The sequence below is a fragment of the Streptomyces sp. NBC_01481 genome (assembly GCF_026339995.1).
In the GTDB taxonomy this organism is placed as follows: domain Bacteria; phylum Actinomycetota; class Actinomycetes; order Streptomycetales; family Streptomycetaceae; genus Streptomyces.
This window is the reverse complement of record NZ_JAPEPT010000001.1, coordinates 322,501-341,263: the sequence shown is the minus strand read 5'-3', so window position 1 is coordinate 341,263 and position 18,763 is coordinate 322,501. Positions and strand designations below refer to the sequence as shown.

The following is an 18,763-nucleotide window of genomic DNA, read 5'->3' as shown; positions in this document are numbered from 1 at the left end:
CTGCTGTCACCCTCAAAGAGAACGCACGGGACGCACGGAAGGTGCCGGTGAGGTACGAAAAGTGCTCGCATCCCTTCGCGGACATGACCAGAATCCGGTCATGGAGCCCATCACCCTCACCACGGAACGCCTGCTGCTGCGCACCTTCACGAGCGACGACACGGACGCGGTCTATCAGGCGTGCCAGGATCCCGACATCCAGCGTTGGACGACGGTCCCTTCGCCCTACGAGCGCCGGCATGCGGCCGAATTCACCGGACAGATGGTCCCGGAGGGCTGGCGCTCCGGCACGATGTGCACCTTCGCGGTGCTGCCGCGCGCGGGCGGTGCGCTGATGGCATCGGTCGCGGTCAGCCTGCGGACTTTCTCGGGCACCTGGGAGATCGGTTTCTGGACGGACAAGGAGCACCGGGGGCGCGGGATCATGGCGGAGACCGTGGGAGCCGTGGCGCACTGGGCCTTCACCAGGCTCGGGGCGACGCGCCTGGAGTGGCGGGCGGAGGTCGGCAACGAGGGCTCGCGGGCCGTCGCCGAGAAGGCGGGCTTCATGATCGAGGGGTCGCTGCGCGCGGCGCTGCTGAACAAGGACACTCTCAGGGATGTGTGGGTGGGGGCGCTGCTCCCGTCGGACCTGGGACTGTCGAGCACCCATCCGTATCTGCCGCCCCGGGGCTGACGCCGGCGGGGTGGGACGGCATGCCGTGTGCGGCGGCCCGCGGGGTGCGGGCATGCGGGTGCGGCGGCCGGGACCTGCGGCCCGGACCGATTGTCAGTGCCGCCGTCTAGGGTGCGGACCATGACCAGTGTGCCGCCACCCACCGCCGAACTGTCCGCCGACGAAGCGCGCCGCATAGCCCTGCGCGCCCAAGGGTTCCTGGGCGCGCCCGACCGGCGCGGCGGGGTACGGGGTGTGCTGCGTCACCTCGGCGCCGTCCAGCTGGACACGATCTCGGTACTGGCGCGCTCGCACGAGCTGATTCCGTACGCCCGCCTTGGCGCGGTGGGCCGCAAGACGGTCGAGGACGCGTACTGGACCGAGGGCCACAGCTTCGAGTACTGGTCGCACGCCGCCTGCATTCTGCCCGTCGAGGAGTGGCCCCACTTCGCCTTCCGCCGCCGCAGCTACCGCGCCCGCCCGCACTGGGGCCATGACCTTCCGGACGGCGCCTACGACACGGTGATCAAGCAGCTGCGCGCCGAAGGCCCGCTCACCGCGACGGAGTTGGGCGGCGCGAAGAACGGCGGCGAGTGGTGGGACTGGTCGGAGTCTAAGGTCGCCGTCGAGCGCGCGCTGATGTACGGCGAGGTGGTGTGCACCGAGCGGCGCAGCTGGAAGCGGGTGTACGACCTCGCCGAGCGAGCCATCCCCGATGATCTTCTCCACGACGAGCTGGGCGACACGGAGTGCCTGCGCCGGCTCGTCCGGCTCGCAGGAGAGTCGCTCGGTGTCGGCACCCGCGCGGACATCGCGGACTACCACCGCCTCAAGGGCGAGCAGTTCGATGCCGTGGTGGCGGACTCGGGGCTGGTCCCGGTCACGGTCGAGGGCTGGTCCAAGCCCGCCTGGGCGGACCCGCAGGCGCTCGCCTCCGAGCCGCGCGGCCGACATCGTACGACCCTGCTCTCACCGTTCGACTCTCTCATCTGGGAACGGGCACGCACCGAGCGGATCTTCGGCTTCTCCCACCGCCTCGAGGCGTATGTCCCCAAGCCGAAGCGGGTGTACGGCTACTTCGCGATGCCGTTGCTGTCGGGCGGAAAGCTGCTGGGGCGCGTCGACCCGGCCCGCGAGGGCACGACGCTGGTGGCACGCCAGGTGTCGCTGGACGGCGCGAAGGCGGTGGCACCCATGGCCCAGGCGCTGCGCGAGGCCGCTCAGTGGGTCGGCTGCGATGCGGTACGCATCGAACGGGTCGACCGTGCCGAGCTGACCGCGGACCTGGTCAAGGCTGTCTCGTGAGCGCCACCGGTGATCACTACCGGCCATCCGTACCGGTGATCGCCGTCGGTGATCATTACCGAATCTCGAGGATCTTCTCCCGCATCGCGTAGACCACGGCCTCCATCCTGGAGTGCAGCTGCAGCTTCTCCAGGATGTTGCGGACGTGGTTCTTCACCGTGTTCTCGGAAATGAACAACTCCTTGGCGATATCCCGGTTGTTCATCCCCGTGGCAACCAGCTTGAGCACTTCCAGCTCCCGCTCGGTCAGCCGGGGCGCGGGCACCAGCCTGCGCTCGTCGGTGCGCTGGATCATCGACTTGAACTCGGTCAGCAGCTTGGACGCCATGGACGGGCTGATCTGCGACTGCCCGTCGGCCACCGCGCGGATCGCCGTGGCCACCTCGTCGGTGGAGATCTCCTTGAGGAGATAGCCGGTGGCGCCCGCCTTGATCGCGTCGTAGAGATCGGCCTCCTCGTCGCTGATCGTCAGCATGATGATCTTCGCGCTGGGAGCCACCTCCTTGATGGACGTACAGGCTTCGATGCCGCCGCGCTTGGGCATCCGCACATCCATCAGCACGATGTCGGGCAGGAGGTCAGCGGCCTTGTCGACCGCCTCGGCGCCGTCGCCCGCCTCGCCCACGACCTGGATGTCCTCCTCCTGCGCGAGGACGATCTCCAGCCCCCGCCGGAACAGGGCGTGATCGTCCACCACAAGAACCCGGATGGGCTCCTTGCGGGAACCACCCTGGTCCGCGCCGCCTTCGGCGACTGTGGAGCCGTCGTCACCCGCGTCGCCCGAGTCGTCATGAACCGGCCCGAAGCTGTCCGCCATCGTTCCTCCCCCTGAAGGCCGCGGCCTGAAGATCATGTCTGGTCCGCCAACGTCATTGCGGAGTGCATCGGTTGGCCTGGGACGCCATGCTTTCATGCCCGGACGACAGAGCGGTGATCCTGTGGTCGCACGGTGGTGCCCCTGGGGGCGCACGTTGCACTCCAGGGGCACCACCGACCTGCCTGACGGCTCTCAGCCGCCGAGCGCACCTCCGGCACCGCCCGCCTCGGATCCGGCCAGCGGGTCGGTCTCCAGGTGGATGACGCCATAGTCATAGGCGTGCCGTCGGTAGACGACACTGGGCTGCTTCGTCTCGGAGTCGACGAAGAGGTAGAAGTCGTGCCCGACCAGTTCCATCTCGTAGAGAGCCTGGTCGAGCGTCATCGGTGCTGCGGTGTGGACCTTCTCGCGGACCACCAGCGGTCCCTCGCCCTGGATTTCGAGCGAGCCGATCCTGGTGGTGGGAATGGACGGGGGCGTCTCTTCGCCGAGGGGCCGGCCATTGGCGTTCAACTCGGCGACGCCGGGGACGACGTCGGCCACCTCGGAGGCCGAAATCCGGCCGTTTCCACGGCGGTTGTGGCGCTTCTCGTGCTGCTTGCGCAGCCGGGCCTCCAACTTGCCGGTGGCGAGGTCGAGCGCTGCGTACGGGTCGCCGGCTGCGGCCTCCGCCCGGATCACCGGGCCTCGGGAGTGGAGAGTGATCTCCACACGGTCGGAACGGTCGGCCTGCCGCGGGTTGTGCTCCTTGGACACCTCGACGTCCAGGCTGATCACCTTGCCGTCGAGCTTCTGGATCTTCTCCAGCTTCAGCTTCTCGGCCACGTGCTTGCGGAACCGCTCGGGCACCTCGGTCTTGCGGCCCTTGACGACGATGTCCACGCAGAACTCCGTTCCCGGATAGCTCCGTCCGCTCGCTGGCTGCGGAGCCTCTCCCTCTTGCACCAGACTCCGGTGATCACCGAAGTCTCGGACTTGGCGACTTTCACCTCCTCCTCCCCAGTCGACAAGATCCCAACCCCACCCACCTTCGAGGTATTGGCTTCCTCGAATCCCTGGCCCGAAGCGCGGCCCATCATTCGGTGCGGTACGGCAATCGCCATTCCTCACAACCGAACATAGCTCGCTCGGACGGGTGTCGGCACCCGCTACCAGCGCGTACCTCCATTCAGGAGCTTTTCGTCTCTCACTACCTGCAACGATGCAAGTTCTCGGTCAGTTCCGGTTTTTTTCGAAAGACAGCGGTGGGACTGCGACCACCGCAGCGCTCAGCTGCAGAAGTCCGGGAAATCGCATCCCGGAGGCCGCCCGCAGCGCCCGCGCCGCCTCGGTCAGCGAAGCCCCGGTGGTCATGAGGTCGTCCACCAGAACCACCCTGCCGCCCTCCAGAAGCCGTCCGCCTCCGGCGGCGACCGCCAGGGCCCCCGCCAGATTCTCCACCCGCATACGGGCCGTGAGACCCGACTGGTCGGCCACTTCCCGCCGCTGCCGCAGCACGGGGAGCACCCTGGCCTCCGTCCCCGTCCGCCGCAGCTCGCCCGCGGCGGCCAGCGCCATCCGCCGCGCCGCGTCGTGCCCCCGCGCCCGGACCGCACGCCGCGCCGACGGCACCGGTACGAGCAGCAGGGGACCAGTCCCCCGATCGGCCGACGCCACCGCGCCCCGCACCGCCCCGGCGAGCGCGACACCCAGCGGCCGGGCCAGCCCCAGCGCACCCCGCTCCTTGTGCGCCAGCAGCACGGCACGCACCGCATCGGCATACGGAGCGGCGGCATGCACCACCGGCAGGCCCGCGGGCTCGGGCACGGGCCTCGCCCTGCGCGCCGCGGTGCCGTACAGCGCCAGGGCGCACTCCTCGCACAGCGGCGTACGAGGACTACCGCAGCCGCCGCAGGCGACCGGCAGCACCAGACCGGAGATCTCCCGCCACCAGCCCCGCATGGCAACCACTGTGCCCACGGCTGGAGCGCCGTGCCACCCCTGTGGACAACTCTGTCCGGGACAGCCCGGCAGGCCCTCCGCAGGCCCGCCGGGGCGTCTCAGAGGCCCTTTCCGGCCGCTGCGGCCGGTCCCGACGCCGTCTTTCGCCCGGCTACCCCGGGTAGACCGGCGACGAGCCCTTCTTGACGAGCGTCTGCCAGTTCGCGCCCGGCGGCAGCTTCACGATGCCGTCGTCCTCCGAGTACGCCACCAGCGGGGCGCTCTCGTCGTCGGACGCGGCGACCGCCTTCACGCGGTTCAGACCCGGCAGCACGCTCGTGTCCGAACTCGAGCCGTCCGTCTGCATGTACCGCACCTGCTGGACTCCGCCGGACTCCTTGCCGACCACCACGAGCCTGCTGGGCCCCGCCCAGGAAACGGCCGTGACCGTCTCCATCTGTGGTGCGGCGGGCCGCAGTTCCGCGACGGAGACCACCGGGTTGGCCGTGGGGCCGTGGCGCTCCACACGCCCGATCTTCAGCGTGGTCCTGCCGTCCTTGGTCAGCAGCAGCGCGATGCGCACACCGTCGGCCGAGACCCTGACCGCCTCGATCCGTGCGCCGTCCAGCCCTGGGACGATCTTGACGTTCTGCGGAGCACCCGCGCCGCGCGCCAGGCGCATGAGCGCCGGATGACGAGGATCGCGGTCGGCGACCCACAGATCGTTCCGGCCGTCCCAGCTGGGCGCCGAAAGACGGTTCGCGGGGCTGTCGCCGTGGCTCCGGAGCAGCGGCTGGCCCAGCGCGCTGTCCGCCATGAGGGACGACACGTAAAGGCTGCTGTAGTCCTTCGAGACGGCCGCCGCGGTGCGCTCGTCGCGAGCCACACCGACCAGGCTCATCTGCAGCCGGCCGTTGCCGAACGGGCCGAGCACATTCTCCGGCTCGCTTATGTCCCTGGCGGAGCCCGACAGCAGCGCCAGCTGGTTCTTGCTGTCGACGAAGTACTGGTTCATCGACTGGCCCGAGACATGGTCCCGTGCGTACCCCTCGGCCTGGCTGCTGTTGACCACGCACAACTGCGAGCCGTCCGCACGCTGCAGCTCCACCTGCTCGACCCTGGTGGACGTCAGATCCTTCAGGGTGAACAGAATCTGCGCCGCCATCCTCGAACACTGCAGGCGGCCCACATTGGACGCCTTCTCGTTGAGTGGCACCTTCAGCGCATTCCGGTCGTCGAACGCCAGCGACTTGGTGCCCTTCTTCAGCGTCGTACCGGTCGGGAAGGGCGACTCGACCACAGGCTTCAGCCAGTTCGTCGGACCGTCGAGCAGCGCCTTGACCGACTGGGTTACCGGGTCCATCCGGGTCACCGGATCGAGCCGCTGGCGGATGTAGACCGGGTCGGCCACCGGCGTGGAGGCCTGCCCCGAGGCGAAGTAGTACTTGTTGACCGAGATGTAGTTGCGCCGGAAGTCGGACGCGCCGAGCACCAGCCCCGGCGGCAGACTGTCGATCCGCCACTCCTTGCCTTCCGGCCCGGCCTGCAGGGACAGGTGAATCGTCCGGCTGTACGGCGTGGGAGAAACCGCCTGATAGGCATGCTGCGGGTCCACCGCGGCGATCTGCGTGCCCAAGAGCGGATAGTCGACGCCCGGGTTGTCCCGGCCACCGGTGATGGCCTGCCCGTAGCCGGGCGCGGCGGACAGCACCGTGGTGCCCGCGTCCGGCCGCCACTTTTTGGAGGTCTCCGGCATCAGATACGTCCGGGCGATGGCGAAGTCCGTGTCGTCGCTGGTCATCGCCTCCAGGAAGCCCGTGACGACCTCGATCGGACTGGCGCCCTTCCGCGGCGGCACCGCGTACACGCGCACCTGCGAATCCGCACGCTGGGACGCCTTCACCGCATGGATGTCACCGCTGTCGGGCATCGAGGCGCACCCCGCCAGCAGCACACCGCTGCAGCCGAGCAGAGCGGAAGCCTTGAGCGCGCCTCGGCGGCTGTCGCGTCGGGGGTCAGCGCCCACGGGTCGTGTCCTCCCGGTCCGAAGAAACCTGTGCTGCCGCGTCACCACGCCGCTCCCCCGCCGGTCGTGCCACCACCCGCGCACCGTTGCCCGGCAGCGCCGCCGGGTCCACACCCGCCGGGGCCGAAGGGGGCGGCACCGGAGCACGCGGCGGCACGGGCAGGGCCGAGCGGTCGGTCACGGGCTGCGTGGGCACGGCCGACAACCGGTGCCCGTTCGTCTGAGGGGCAGTGGAATCGCCGCGCTCGCGGTTCTGCCGCGAATCCTCCGGCTCCAGGGGTATCGGCGAACCGCGCAGCGGCTCGTCCGCCGTACGCGGCAGGGTCAGCCGGAACTGCGAGCCCCCACCGGGCTCGCCCCACGCCTGCAGCCAGCCGCCGTGCAGCCGGGCGTCCTCGACGGCGATGGACAGACCGAGGCCTGTGCCGCCCGTCGTACGGGCCCGCGCCGGATCGGCCCGCCAGAAGCGGTTGAAGACCCGGGTCGCCTCCCCCGGCTTCAGCCCCACTCCGTAGTCGCGCACGGCAACCGCTACGGCCCCGCCTGCGACCGCCATCCGCACCACCACGTCCCGGCCCTCCCCGTGCTCCACGGCGTTAACGACCAGGTTGCGCAGCACACGCTCCACACGCCGGGCATCGGCCTCGGCCACCACCGGCTGCTCGTCGCCGATCACGCGTATCCGGGTGCCCTTGCGCTCGGCCAGCGGCTCGGCGCCGCCGATCACCCGCCGTACCACCTCGCGCAGATCTATCGGCTCCGCCTCCAGCGCCGCCGCACCCGCGTCGAAGCGGCTGATCTCCAGCAGATCGGAGAGCAGCGACTCGAAACGGTCGAGCTGATCCCCGAGAAGCTCCGCCGAACGCGCCGTCACCGGATCGAAGTCGGCCCGCGCCTCATGAATGACATCGGCCGCCATCCGTACGGTCGTCAGCGGCGTACGCAGCTCGTGCGACACATCCGACACGAAGCGGCGCTGCATCCGGGACAGCTCCTCCAGCTGCTGGATCTTGAGCTGGAGGTTCTGCGCCATCTTGTTGAACGCCTCGCCCAGGCGGGCGATGTCGTCCTCGCCTGTGACCTTCATCCGCTCCTGGAGGCGGCCGGCGGAAAGCCGCTCGGCGATCCCCGCGGCCATCCGCACAGGCGTCACGATCTGCCGCACCACCAGCCAGGCGATGGCTCCCAGCAGGACGACGACGAACAGCCCGGCCGTGGCGAGGGTTCCTCTGACGAGGTTGAGCGACTGCTCCTCCTGCGCCAGCGGGAAGAGGTAGTAGAGCTCGTACGGATTGCCCTCGATGTCGTTGAGTCGCGTACCGACGACCAGGCCGGGCTCGGGCTCGTGCTCGTTGTTGTACTTGATCTGCATGTACGTCTCGTACGTACCGGTCCCCTGGTCGACCGCGTTCCGCAGGTCTTCGGGAATGCTCTCGAAAGCTACGCTCCCCGAGGTCCGCGGCCCGCGGCCCGCGTCCTCGGAGTCGGCGCTGAGCGCCACCACGTGGAACGCGCCCTGCCCGCCGCTGGAGAGCTGCTGCACCAGATCGGACCGCCAGGAGCTCCCCGCGGTCCTGCCGTCCGCGGCGGCGCCGTTGCGCCCGCTTCCCGGACCGTTGAGCAGGTTCGCCTTCTCGCGCGCCACGGCGAAGCCGCCGGCCGCCTGGCTCTGGGCAGCCTTGTCCTTGGCGTCCAGCAGACCGTTGCGCACCTGGCCGATGACGACGAAGCCCAGCAGCACCACCACGCCGAGCGACATCAGCAGCGTGCTCGCAACCACCCTGAGCTGGATGTTCCGCCGCCACAGCCGCACAGCGGGCAGTAGCGGACGGCGCACCCAGCGCATCAAGAGCCGAAGAACCGGGCCCCCCGGCGCGCTGCCCGAGGGCAGCCGTCCCCCCTGGAGCAGACGGCCGAATCGCGAGGGCTCATTCCCCGGTCCGGCAGCCCGCCCCGTACGGACTCCCGGCTCACCGGGCTTCGGAGCAACGCTGCCTCGGGACATGTCAGCTCGGCCCGGCCTTGTAACCGACACCACGGACGGTCACGACGATCTCCGGACGCTCAGGGTCCTTCTCGACCTTTGAGCGCAACCGCTGTACGTGCACATTGACCAGCCTGGTGTCGGCGGCATGGCGATAGCCCCACACCTGCTCCAGCAGCACCTCGCGGGTGAACACCTGCCACGGCTTGCGTGCGAGTGCCACCAGCAGATCGAACTCGAGCGGAGTCAGGGCGATCGACTGCCCCTCCCGCTTCACGGAGTGTCCGGCCACATCAATGACCAGATCCCCGATCGTCAGCTGCTCCGGCGCAGGCTCCTCCGACCTCCTCAGACGCGCCCGGATCCGGGCGACCAGCTCCTTCGGCTTGAACGGTTTGACGATGTAGTCATCGGCCCCGGATTCCAGGCCCACCACCACATCCACGGTGTCGCTCTTGGCCGTGAGCATCACGATCGGCACGCCGGACTCTGCCCTGATCAGCCTGCACACCTCGATGCCGTCCCGTCCGGGCAGCATGAGATCCAGCAGTACAAGATCGGGTTTGGCCTCACGGAAAGCGGCAAGTGCCTTGTCACCGTCCGCTACGAACGACGGCTCGAAACCTTCACCACGCAGCACAATCCCGAGCATCTCGGCCAGTGCGGTGTCGTCGTCGACGACAAGGACTCGTCCCTTCATAATCGACATCATCCCATTAGCTAATCGTTACCTGGCGTGACCTGGCCCACAGCTCCGCAATTCCGCCCCCGGTGACCGGGGACAATGTTCCCTGCTCGGTGACGATCGCCGTCACCAGATCCGGCGGTGTGACATCAAACGCCGGGTTGTACGCCTGGGTTCCCAGCGGCGCCACCGACAGCCCGCCACCTACTCCCCCAGCCACCGCGATCTGCGGCGCTGTGACCTCGGTCACCTCCTGCCCAGGCCGTTGCTCCACCTCTATCGAGGCCCCGTCCGGCGTGCTCCGATCGATCGTCGTCGTCGGCGCGACCACGATGAACGGCACATGGTGGTACTTCGCCAGCACCGCCAGCGGATAGCTCCCCACCTTGTTCGCCACCGCTCCGTCGGCGGCGATCCTGTCGGCTCCGATCAATACCGCATCAACCTCCCCCGCCGCGAACAGCGACCCTGCGGCATTGTCCGTGAGCAATGTGTACGGCATTCCGGTCCGCGCCGCCTCATAGGCGGTCAGCCGGGCCCCCTGCAGCAGCGGTCGCGTCTCGTCGACCCACAGCCTCCGCAGCCGTCCCGCGCGGTGCGCCCTGAGCGCCACGGCGAACGCGGTGCCCTCCCCGCCGGAGACCAGCGCCCCGGTATTGCAGTGGGTCAGGATCCGGTGACCGCCGCCCGGCAGCAGCTCGTCGAGCAGCACCAGGCCGTGCTCAGCCATCCGGCCACTGGCCTCGGCATCCTCCTGATGGAGCGCCTTGGCAGTGGAGAGCGCCGCCTGCGCGGCCTGCTCGGCGTCCGCCCCCTTGTCCACCGCCATGCGGTATGCGGCCACTGCACGCCGTACGCCGTACCCGAGATTCACCGCGGTGGGCCGCGCCCGTTCCAGCAGCTCAGCCGACTCTTCCACGTCGTAGCCCCGCACGGCCGCGAGGGCCACCCCATAGGCCCCGGCGATACCCAGCAGCGGTGCCCCGCGCACGGCGAGCGTCTGGATCGCCAGCACCAGGGCCGGCACATCGGTACAGACGAGCTCGACCTCGTCGGCGGGCAGCCGGGTCTGGTCGAGCAGTACCAGTACAGGCCCTTCCGGCGGCTCGTCCCACCGCAGCGCCGGAAGCGGGGGCGGCTCGGTACCAGCCGGGTTTTGTACGTACTGATCAGCCATCCGCCCAGTCTGCCCGGTGAGCCACCGACAATGAAGGTGCGCAGGAGATACGGGCCCCCGCCCACCCGCGGGCGACGCGTGGCACGATGGCCACCAACCTGCCGTCCCGCCAAGGGGACAGGCACCGTGAACGCACCGGCTCGGCGAGCCGGTCCCGCGACCAATCCATGAGGTGGACGACCGTGAACGACACTCCGGGCTGGGCCTCGCCCGGATCTGCTCCCTCCGACGGGCACGCCGGCGTTCCGCGGCCTGCCGAGCCTGCCGGAGAGAGCGGCCCCGCCTCGAAGTGGTCCACCGAGCAGCCGCCTCCGGGCCGGTGGTCCGCGCCGACCGCCCCGGGTGCCGACCGCATCCCCGTACCCCCGCCCGCCCCGGGCTGGGGCGAACAGCCGCGCGGCAGCTGGGGCAGGCCACCGGCCGCGGCCAAGCCCGGTGTCATCCCGCTGCGCCCCCTGGGGGTCGGCGAGATCCTCGACGGCGCTGTTTCCACGCTGCGCGCCCACTGGCGCACGGTGCTGGGCATCACGATCACCGTCTCGGTGGTCTCCCAGATCTGCAACATCCTCGTCGAGCGCTACCTGCTGCCCGACCCGCCCGAGGTCAATCCGGACGCGACGCCCTCGGAGGCCCTGAGGCAGTCCGTGGACTCGCTCCAGGCCAGTCTGCTCGCCATGGGCCCGGCGCTGATCATCACCATGATCGCGACCCTCTTCACCACGGCACTTCTCACCATAGTGATCAGCCGCTCCGTGCTCGGCCGCCCGGTGACGCTCTCCGAGGCCTGGCAGGAGGCACGGCCCCGGCTTCCTCAACTGCTGGGCCTGACCCTGCTGTTGCCCCTGATGGGCGCAGCAATCATGACCGTGGCGATTCTGCCCGGACTGCTGCTCGGGGGCGGAGGTGGAATCGCGCTCGCCGTGCTCGCAGGCCTCGGGGCCTGCGGGGTCGTCCTCTGGCTGATGATCCGGTTCGCCCTCGCTTCTCCCGCGCTGATGCTTGAGCGCCAGGGCGTCATCGCCTCCCTGCGCCGCTCGGCCAAACTGGTGCAGGGCGCCTGGTGGCGGACCTTCGGCATCGTCGTACTCACGCTGCTGCTGACACTGCTGGTTTCGATGATCATCGCTGTGCCGTTCACGGTGATCGCGTTCGCCGTGGACGGCAGCGGGTTCAGCGACCTCTTCGCCGGAAACAGCCCCGACTTCGGATGGCCGTTCCTGATCATCACCGGCATCGGCTCGGTGATCGCATCCTCCATCACCTACCCGATCTCCGCCGGCGTGACGGTCCTCCTCTACGTCGACCAGCGCATCCGCCGCGAAGCTCTCGACCTGGAACTCGCACGGGCCGCAGGCGTCCCCGGCTACGGCTCCGAGCCGTCGGGCCACAACGCCTCCAGGAGCTGATGCGGTGTCCACCACGGGGGGCGTGATGAGGGCGCGGCTACTGATCCGCGCGAGCGACGACGTACCGGTGGACACTCCGCGTATCCCCGCGCGGGAGGCGGCGGAGCGGGAACTGTCCAAGCCGATGTACCACGAGAACGACCCGAGCCTGCTCCAGCGCGCCCTCGACCGCTTCTGGGACTGGGTCGGCGGTCTCTTCGACTCCGCCTCCGGCGCCACTCCCGGCGGCCCGCTCGGACTCCTCGTGGTCGTCCTGGTCGTGGTCGTCCTGATTGCCGCCCTCTGGTGGCGTCTGGGCACGCCCCGGCGCACCCACGGCTCCGCGGACTCCCTCTTCGACGACAGCCCACGCAGCGCGTCCGAGCACCGCACAGCCGCCGAGGCCCACGCAGCCGCCGGACGCTGGAACCAGGCCGTCCAGGAACGCATGCGGGCCATCGTCCGTTCCCTGGAGGAACGAACCCTCCTCGACCCGCGCCCCGGCCGCACCGCGGACGAGGCCGCCGCCGAGGCCGGACGTTCCCTCCCCGCCCAGTCCGACGGACTCCGCGCCGCCGCCAGGGAGTTCGACGACGTCACATACGGCGGCCGGACCGCCGACCGGCAGGCATATCTGCGTCTGCGTGATCTCGACCTTGAACTGGAGCGCACAAAGCCCCAACTGAGCGGCGCGGCCCAGGGAGCAGCCGAATGACCGCGGCTTCCGTCAGCTCCACCTCCATGGCCCCGACGAAGCGCCAGGTGTGGTCCCGAACTCGTGGTCTCCTGCTCGCACTTGTCATCCTCGTCGCAGCCGGGATCGCCATGGCCGCCCTGCGCTCCGGGGACCAGCACGGCCGTCTCGACCCCCGATCCGCCGACCGCTACGGCAGCCGCGCCGTCGCCGAACTCCTCAAGGACCGCGGCGTCTCCACCCGCGTGGTCACCACCCTCGACGAGGCGGCCACTGCCGGCGGACCCGACACCACTCTTCTCGTCACCGTCCCCGACCTGCTGACGGAACCTCAGCAAGCAACGCTCCACGCCGCGATGGCCGACTCCGGCGGGCGCACGGTTCTCCTCGCCGCCGGACCCGCGTCGCTCGGCACCCTGGCCCCCGGCGTCCACAGCGAGGCCACGGCCTCCGTCTCGGCACGCACCCCCCAGTGTTCCCTCCCCGCTGCCCGCAGCGCGGGCAACGCAGAGCTCGGCGGTGAGCGGTACGCCACCGAGAGGCCCGGCGCCGACAGCTGCTACCCGAGCGACGGCCTGCCCACACTCCTCAGGATCGACGAAACCGGCAACGGCGACACCGTCCTGCTCGGCTCCCCCGACATCCTCTACAACCACCGTCTGGACAAGCACGGCAACGCCTCCCTCGCCCTGCAACTCCTCGGCTCGCGAAGCCATTTGGTCTGGTACCTCCCTTCGCTCGGCGACACCTCCGCCGCACAAGACAGCACCGACGGCGACACCGACAGCACGTTCCTCGACCTGATTCCCTCCGGCTGGCTCTGGGGGACACTCCAGCTCGCCGTCGCCGCCGTCCTGGCGGCGATCTGGCGCGCCCGCCGGCTGGGCCCCCTCGTCACCGAACGGCTTCCCGTCGCCATCCGCGCCTCCGAGTCCACCGAGGGCCGCGCCCGCCTCTACCGCAAGGTGAACGCCCGCGACCGCGCGGCCGCGGCCCTGCGCTCGGCCACCCGTACGCGCATCGCTCCGCTGCTCGGCGTCCCCCCTGCCGGCGCCCACTCCCCCGACGTCCTGCTCCCAGCTGCCTCGGCCCATCTCCGGACCGGCGAACGAGACCTCAACGGCCTGCTCTTCGGCCCGGCTCCGGCCGACGACACCGCTCTCATCCATCTGGCTGACCAACTCGACGCCCTCGAAAGAGAGGTACGCACTTCATGAGCGCCCCGACCCCCGAGACAGCTGAGAACTCGGACCGCGCCCGCACCTCCCTGGAGGCCCTGCGCACCGAGATCGCCAAGGCCGTTGTCGGCCAGGATCCCGCTGTCACCGGACTCGTCGTGGCCCTGCTCTGCCGCGGCCATGTCCTCCTCGAAGGAGTACCGGGCGTCGCCAAGACTCTGCTGGTCCGCACCCTCGCCGCATCCCTCGAACTCGACACCAAGCGTGTCCAGTTCACTCCCGACCTGATGCCCAGCGACGTGACTGGCTCTCTTGTCTACGACGCACGCACCGCCGAGTTCTCCTTCCAGCCCGGCCCCGTCTTCACCAACCTCCTCCTCGCCGACGAGATCAACCGCACGCCGCCCAAGACGCAGTCCTCGCTCCTGGAGGCGATGGAGGAGCGCCAGGTCACCGTCGACGGCGCACCCCGCCCGCTGCCCGACCCCTTCCTCGTCGCCGCGACCCAGAACCCCGTTGAGTACGAGGGCACTTACCCTCTTCCGGAAGCCCAACTGGACCGCTTCCTCCTCAAGCTCACGGTCCCGCTGCCCAGCCGCGAGGACGAGATCAACGTCCTGACCCGTCACGCGGAAGGCTTCAACCCCCGCGACCTGGAAGCTGCAGGCGTACGCCCCGTCGCCGGGCCGGCTGACCTGGAAGCCGCCAGGGCCGCCGTCGCCAAGACCTCGGTCTCCGCCGAAATCGCGGGCTATGTCGTCGATATCTGCCGCGCCACCCGTGAGTCCCCCTCACTCACTCTCGGTGTGTCCCCCCGAGGCGCCACTGCGCTACTCTCCACCGCCCGCGCATGGGCCTGGCTCACCGGCCGCGACTACGTCATCCCCGACGATGTCAAAGCCCTGGCCCTGCCCACCCTGCGCCACCGGATCCAGCTGCGGCCCGAAGCGGAAATGGAAGGAGTCACCACTGACTCCGTCATCACCGCGATCCTCAGCCACGTCCCCGTCCCCCGCTGAGGAGCTGCCCCATGGCCCTCACCGGACGAACCGCGCTCCTCGCCGCTCTCGGCTCTCTCCCCGTGGGCATCCTGGCCCCGAGCTGGACCGGGATGCTTGCTGTGAATGCGCCTCTTTCCCTGGCAATCTTGTGCGACTACGCCCTCGCCGCGCCAGTGCGAACGCTCCGATTCACCCGAAGTGGTGATACATCAGTTCGACTGGGTGACGGCGCCGAGGTCCACCTCACGGTCACCAACCCCTCCGGTCGCCCCCTGCGCGCCCACCTCCGCGACGCCTGGCCCCCGAGCAGCTGGATCACCGGCACCGAACAGGCCGCATCGCGCCACAAGTTGACCGTCCCCGCCGGCGAACGCCGCCGTATCACCACGATCCTTCGCCCCACCCGCCGCGGCGACCGCCAGGCGGAGCGCGTCACCGTCCGCTCGTACGGACCACTGGGCCTGGCCGCCCGCCAGAGCAATCACCAAGTCCCCTGGACCGTGCGCGTCCTGCCGCCCTTCACCAGCCGCAAACACCTGCCCTCCAGACTGGCCAGGCTGCGCGAGCTGGACGGACGCACCAGCGTCCTCATCCGCGGCCAGGGCACCGAGTTCGACAGCCTTCGCGACTACGTCCCCGGCGACGACACCCGTTCCATCGACTGGCGAGCAACCGCCCGCCAGACCACCGTCGCCGTGCGCACTTGGCGTCCCGAACGCGACCGCCACATCCTCGTCGTCCTCGACACCGGCCGCACATCTGCCGGTCGAGTCGGAGATGTCCCGCGCCTCGACGCGGCCATGGACGCGGCAATGCTTCTCACCGCGCTGGCCTCACGCGCCGGCGACCGGGTGGACCTCCTGGCCTACGACCGCCGTGTCCGAGCCCAGGTCCAGGGACGCTCCGCAGGTGATCTCCTGCCCGCCCTGGTCAACGCGCTTGCTCCTCTGGAACCGGAACTCGTCGAGACAGATGCCCGCGGCCTCAGCGCCACCGCCCTGAGCTGCGCCCCGCGCCGCTCCTTGATCGTCCTGCTCACGAGCCTCGACGCCGCACCCATCGAAGAAGGCCTGCTTCCGGTTCTCCCGCAGCTCACACAACGGCACACCGTGCTCGTCGCCTCGGTCGCCGACCCTCATGTCCAGCAGATGTCCACTTCCCGAGGAACGATCGAGGCGGTGTACGACGCCGCAGCTGCCACCCAGGCTCAAGCTCAGCGCCGCCGTACGGCAGAACAGCTCCAGCGCCATGGCGTCAACGTTGTCGATGCGACCCCTGACAATCTTGCACCTGCCCTTGCAGATGCCTACCTCGCGCTGAAAGCCGCCGGTCGACTCTGACGGGGGGTAGGAGGGCGGTATTGGCCCCTGAACGCAGAAAAGCCCCGCACCAGAAGGTGCGGGGCTCTCCCACAATAATTGTTCGGCGGCGTCCTACTCTCCCACAGGGTCCCCCCTGCAGTACCATCGGCGCTGAAAGGCTTAGCTTCCGGGTTCGGAATGTAACCGGGCGTTTCCCTAACGCAATGACCACCGAAACACTGTGAAGCATATCGATTCCGGAATCCCCCGGTGCCATGGGGGACTCGACAGTTCGTTACTTCAGAACTGACACAGTGGACGCGAGCAACTGAGGACAAGCCCTCGGCCTATTAGTACCAGTCAGCTCCACCCCTTGCGGGGCTTCCACATCTGGCCTATCAACCCAGTCGTCTACTGGGAGCCTTAACCCCTCGAAGGGGGTGGGAGTCCTCATCTCGAAGCAGGCTTCCCGCTTAGATGCTTTCAGCGGTTATCCTTTCCGAACGTAGCCAACCAGCCATGCCCTTGGCAGGACAACTGGCACACCAGAGGTTCGTCCGTCCCGGTCCTCTCGTACTAGGGACAGCCCTTCTCAAGACTCCTACGCGCACAGCGGATAGGGACCGAACTGTCTCACGACGTTCTAAACCCAGCTCGCGTACCGCTTTAATGGGCGAACAGCCCAACCCTTGGGACCGACTCCAGCCCCAGGATGCGACGAGCCGACATCGAGGTGCCAAACCATCCCGTCGATATGGACTCTTGGGGAAGATCAGCCTGTTATCCCCGGGGTACCTTTTATCCGTTGAGCGACGGCGCTTCCACAAGCCACCGCCGGATCACTAGTCCCGACTTTCGTCCCTGCTCGACCCGTCGGTCTCACAGTCAAGCTCCCTTGTGCACTTACACTCAACACCTGATTGCCAACCAGGCTGAGGGAACCTTTGGGCGCCTCCGTTACTCTTTGGGAGGCAACCGCCCCAGTTAAACTACCCATCAGACACTGTCCCTGATCCGGATCACGGACCCAGGTTAGACATCCAGCACGACCAGAGTGGTATTTCAACGACGACTCCACCTGAACTGGCGTCCAAGCTTCACAGTCTCCCACCTATCCTACACAAGCCGAACCGAACACCAATATCAAACTGTAGTAAAGGTCCCGGGGTCTTTCCGTCCTGCTGCGCGAAACGAGCATCTTTACTCGTAGTGCAATTTCACCGGGCCTATGGTTGAGACAGTCGAGAAGTCGTTACGCCATTCGTGCAGGTCGGAACTTACCCGACAAGGAATTTCGCTACCTTAGGATGGTTATAGTTACCACCGCCGTTTACTGGCGCTTAAGTTCTCAGCTTCGCCACACCGAAATGTGACTAACCGGTCCCCTTAACGTTCCAGCACCGGGCAGGCGTCAGTCCGTATACATCGCCTTACGGCTTCGCACGGACCTGTGTTTTTAGTAAACAGTCGCTTCTCGCTGGTCTCTGCGGCCACCCCCAGCTCAAGGAGCAAGTCCTCTCACCAGTGATGGCCCCCCTTCTCCCGAAGTTACGGGGGCATTTTGCCGAGTTCCTTAACCATAGTTCACCCGAACGCCTCGGTATTCTCTACCTGACCACCTGAGTCGGTTTAGGGTACGGGCCGCCATGAAACTCGCTAGAGGCTTTTCTCGACAGCATAGGATCATCCACTTCACCACAATCGGCTCGGCATCAGGTCTCAGCCTCAATGTGTGACGGATTTGCCTGCCACACGGCCTACACCCTTACCCCGGGACAACCACCGCCCGGGCTGGACTACCTTCCTGCGTCACCCCATCGCTTACCTACTACCACCTTGGGCCGGCGGCTCCACCACTCCCCTTTGCCCGAAGGCTCCAGGACGGCTTCACGGCCTTAGCATTAATGGGTTCAGTACTGGGCGTTTCAAAGCGGGTACCGGAATATCAACCGGTTGTCCATCGACTACGCCTGTCGGCCTCGCCTTAGGTCCCGACTTACCCTGGGCAGATCAGCTTGACCCAGGAACCCTTAGTCAATCGGCGCACACGTTTCTCACGTGTGTATCGCTACTCATGCCTGCATTCTCACTCGTGTACCGTCCACCACTCGCTTACGCGGCGGCTTCACCCGGCACACGACGCTCCCCTACCCATCCCAGCGGGCGTTGGCCCTCATGCTGGAATGACACGACTTCGGCGGTACGCTTGAGCCCCGCTACATTGTCGGCGCGGAATCACTTGACCAGTGAGCTATTACGCACTCTTTCAAGGGTGGCTGCTTCTAAGCCAACCTCCTGGTTGTCTCTGCGACTCCACATCCTTTCCCACTTAGCGTACGCTTAGGGGCCTTAGTCGATGCTCTGGGCTGTTTCCCTCTCGACCATGGAGCTTATCCCCCACAGTCTCACTGCCGCGCTCTCACTTACCGGCATTCGGAGTTTGGCTAAGGTCAGTAACCCGGTAGGGCCCATCGCCTATCCAGTGCTCTACCTCCGGCAAGAAACACACGACGCTGCACCTAAATGCATTTCGGGGAGAACCAGCTATCACGGAGTTTGATTGGCCTTTCACCCCTAACCACAGGTCATCCCCCAGGTTTTCAACCCTGGTGGGTTCGGTCCTCCACGAAGTCTT

The 18,763-nt window shown here is 68.1% G+C and carries 14 protein-coding genes and 2 rRNA genes (1 of these 16 cut by a window edge); 7 read left to right on the top strand and 9 right to left on the bottom strand.

The features are described from left to right. Positions 1-100: 100 nt before the first annotated feature. Positions 101-676, top strand: coding sequence for a GNAT family N-acetyltransferase (locus tag OOK40_RS01610; RefSeq protein WP_266475922.1), 576 nt, complete (start codon positions 101-103; stop codon positions 674-676). A gap of 120 nt (positions 677-796) precedes the next feature. After that, the gene (locus OOK40_RS01605; protein WP_266475921.1) at positions 797-1,960 is read left to right on the top strand and encodes a winged helix-turn-helix domain-containing protein; all 1,164 of its coding nucleotides are present in this window, start codon (positions 797-799) and stop codon (positions 1,958-1,960) included. Positions 1,961-2,015: 55 nt separating this feature from the next. On the opposite strand, the gene OOK40_RS01600 is transcribed toward OOK40_RS01605, so the two are convergent. The 7 genes from OOK40_RS01600 to mtnA form a co-directional block, all read right to left on the bottom strand. Beyond that, positions 2,016-2,777 (bottom strand): response regulator transcription factor, encoded by a 762-nt coding sequence (locus tag OOK40_RS01600; RefSeq protein ID WP_266475920.1) that lies wholly within the window; start codon positions 2,775-2,777, stop codon positions 2,016-2,018. A gap of 192 nt (positions 2,778-2,969) precedes the next feature. Continuing rightward, the gene (raiA, locus tag OOK40_RS01595; RefSeq protein ID WP_266475919.1) at positions 2,970-3,659 is read right to left on the bottom strand and encodes a ribosome-associated translation inhibitor RaiA; all 690 of its coding nucleotides are present in this window, start codon (positions 3,657-3,659) and stop codon (positions 2,970-2,972) included. Between the two features lie 333 nt (positions 3,660-3,992). Continuing rightward, complete coding sequence (locus OOK40_RS01590) at positions 3,993-4,718, bottom strand: ComF family protein (protein WP_266478732.1); 726 nt, start codon at positions 4,716-4,718, stop codon at positions 3,993-3,995. 151 nt (positions 4,719-4,869) lie between these two features. Beyond that, positions 4,870-6,627 (bottom strand): LpqB family beta-propeller domain-containing protein, encoded by a 1,758-nt coding sequence (locus OOK40_RS01585; RefSeq protein WP_266478729.1) that lies wholly within the window; start codon positions 6,625-6,627, stop codon positions 4,870-4,872. A gap of 85 nt (positions 6,628-6,712) precedes the next feature. Beyond that, positions 6,713-8,728, bottom strand: a complete 2,016-nt coding sequence (mtrB, locus tag OOK40_RS01580; protein ID WP_266475918.1) for an MtrAB system histidine kinase MtrB — start codon at positions 8,726-8,728, stop codon at positions 6,713-6,715. Between the two features lies 1 nt (position 8,729). Beyond that, complete coding sequence (gene mtrA / locus OOK40_RS01575; protein WP_007448372.1) at positions 8,730-9,419, bottom strand: two-component system response regulator MtrA; 690 nt, start codon at positions 9,417-9,419, stop codon at positions 8,730-8,732. A 4-nt stretch (positions 9,420-9,423) separates the two neighbouring features. Further along, positions 9,424-10,569 (bottom strand): S-methyl-5-thioribose-1-phosphate isomerase, encoded by a 1,146-nt coding sequence (gene mtnA / locus OOK40_RS01570; protein WP_266475911.1) that lies wholly within the window; start codon positions 10,567-10,569, stop codon positions 9,424-9,426. 182 nt (positions 10,570-10,751) lie between these two features. Here mtnA and OOK40_RS01565 point away from each other — a divergent pair, with 182 nt between their 5' ends. From OOK40_RS01565 to OOK40_RS01545, 5 genes are read left to right on the top strand one after another with little or no spacing between them, the layout of a single operon-like run. Beyond that, positions 10,752-11,975, top strand: coding sequence for a hypothetical protein (locus OOK40_RS01565; RefSeq protein WP_266475910.1), 1,224 nt, complete (start codon positions 10,752-10,754; stop codon positions 11,973-11,975). A 25-nt stretch (positions 11,976-12,000) separates the two neighbouring features. Beyond that, entirely contained in the window at positions 12,001-12,669 is a 669-nt protein-coding gene (locus OOK40_RS01560) for a DUF4129 domain-containing protein (protein ID WP_266478726.1), read from the top strand. Continuing rightward, the gene (locus OOK40_RS01555) at positions 12,666-13,865 is read left to right on the top strand and encodes a DUF4350 domain-containing protein (protein WP_266475909.1); all 1,200 of its coding nucleotides are present in this window, start codon (positions 12,666-12,668) and stop codon (positions 13,863-13,865) included. The genes OOK40_RS01560 and OOK40_RS01555 overlap by 4 nt, the downstream gene beginning before the upstream one ends. After that, complete coding sequence (locus OOK40_RS01550) at positions 13,862-14,845, top strand: MoxR family ATPase (RefSeq protein ID WP_266475907.1); 984 nt, start codon at positions 13,862-13,864, stop codon at positions 14,843-14,845. The genes OOK40_RS01555 and OOK40_RS01550 overlap by 4 nt, the downstream gene beginning before the upstream one ends. 11 nt (positions 14,846-14,856) lie before the next feature. Further along, positions 14,857-16,167 (top strand): DUF58 domain-containing protein, encoded by a 1,311-nt coding sequence (locus OOK40_RS01545; RefSeq protein ID WP_266475906.1) that lies wholly within the window; start codon positions 14,857-14,859, stop codon positions 16,165-16,167. An 80-nt stretch (positions 16,168-16,247) separates the two neighbouring features. Here OOK40_RS01545 and rrf read toward each other — a convergent pair. Both rrf and OOK40_RS01535 read right to left on the bottom strand, forming a co-directional pair. After that, positions 16,248-16,364: ribosomal RNA gene (rrf, locus tag OOK40_RS01540) — 5S ribosomal RNA — on the bottom strand. A 94-nt stretch (positions 16,365-16,458) separates the two neighbouring features. Next, positions 16,459-18,763 (bottom strand): 23S ribosomal RNA (locus tag OOK40_RS01535); it runs 819 nt beyond the window's last position.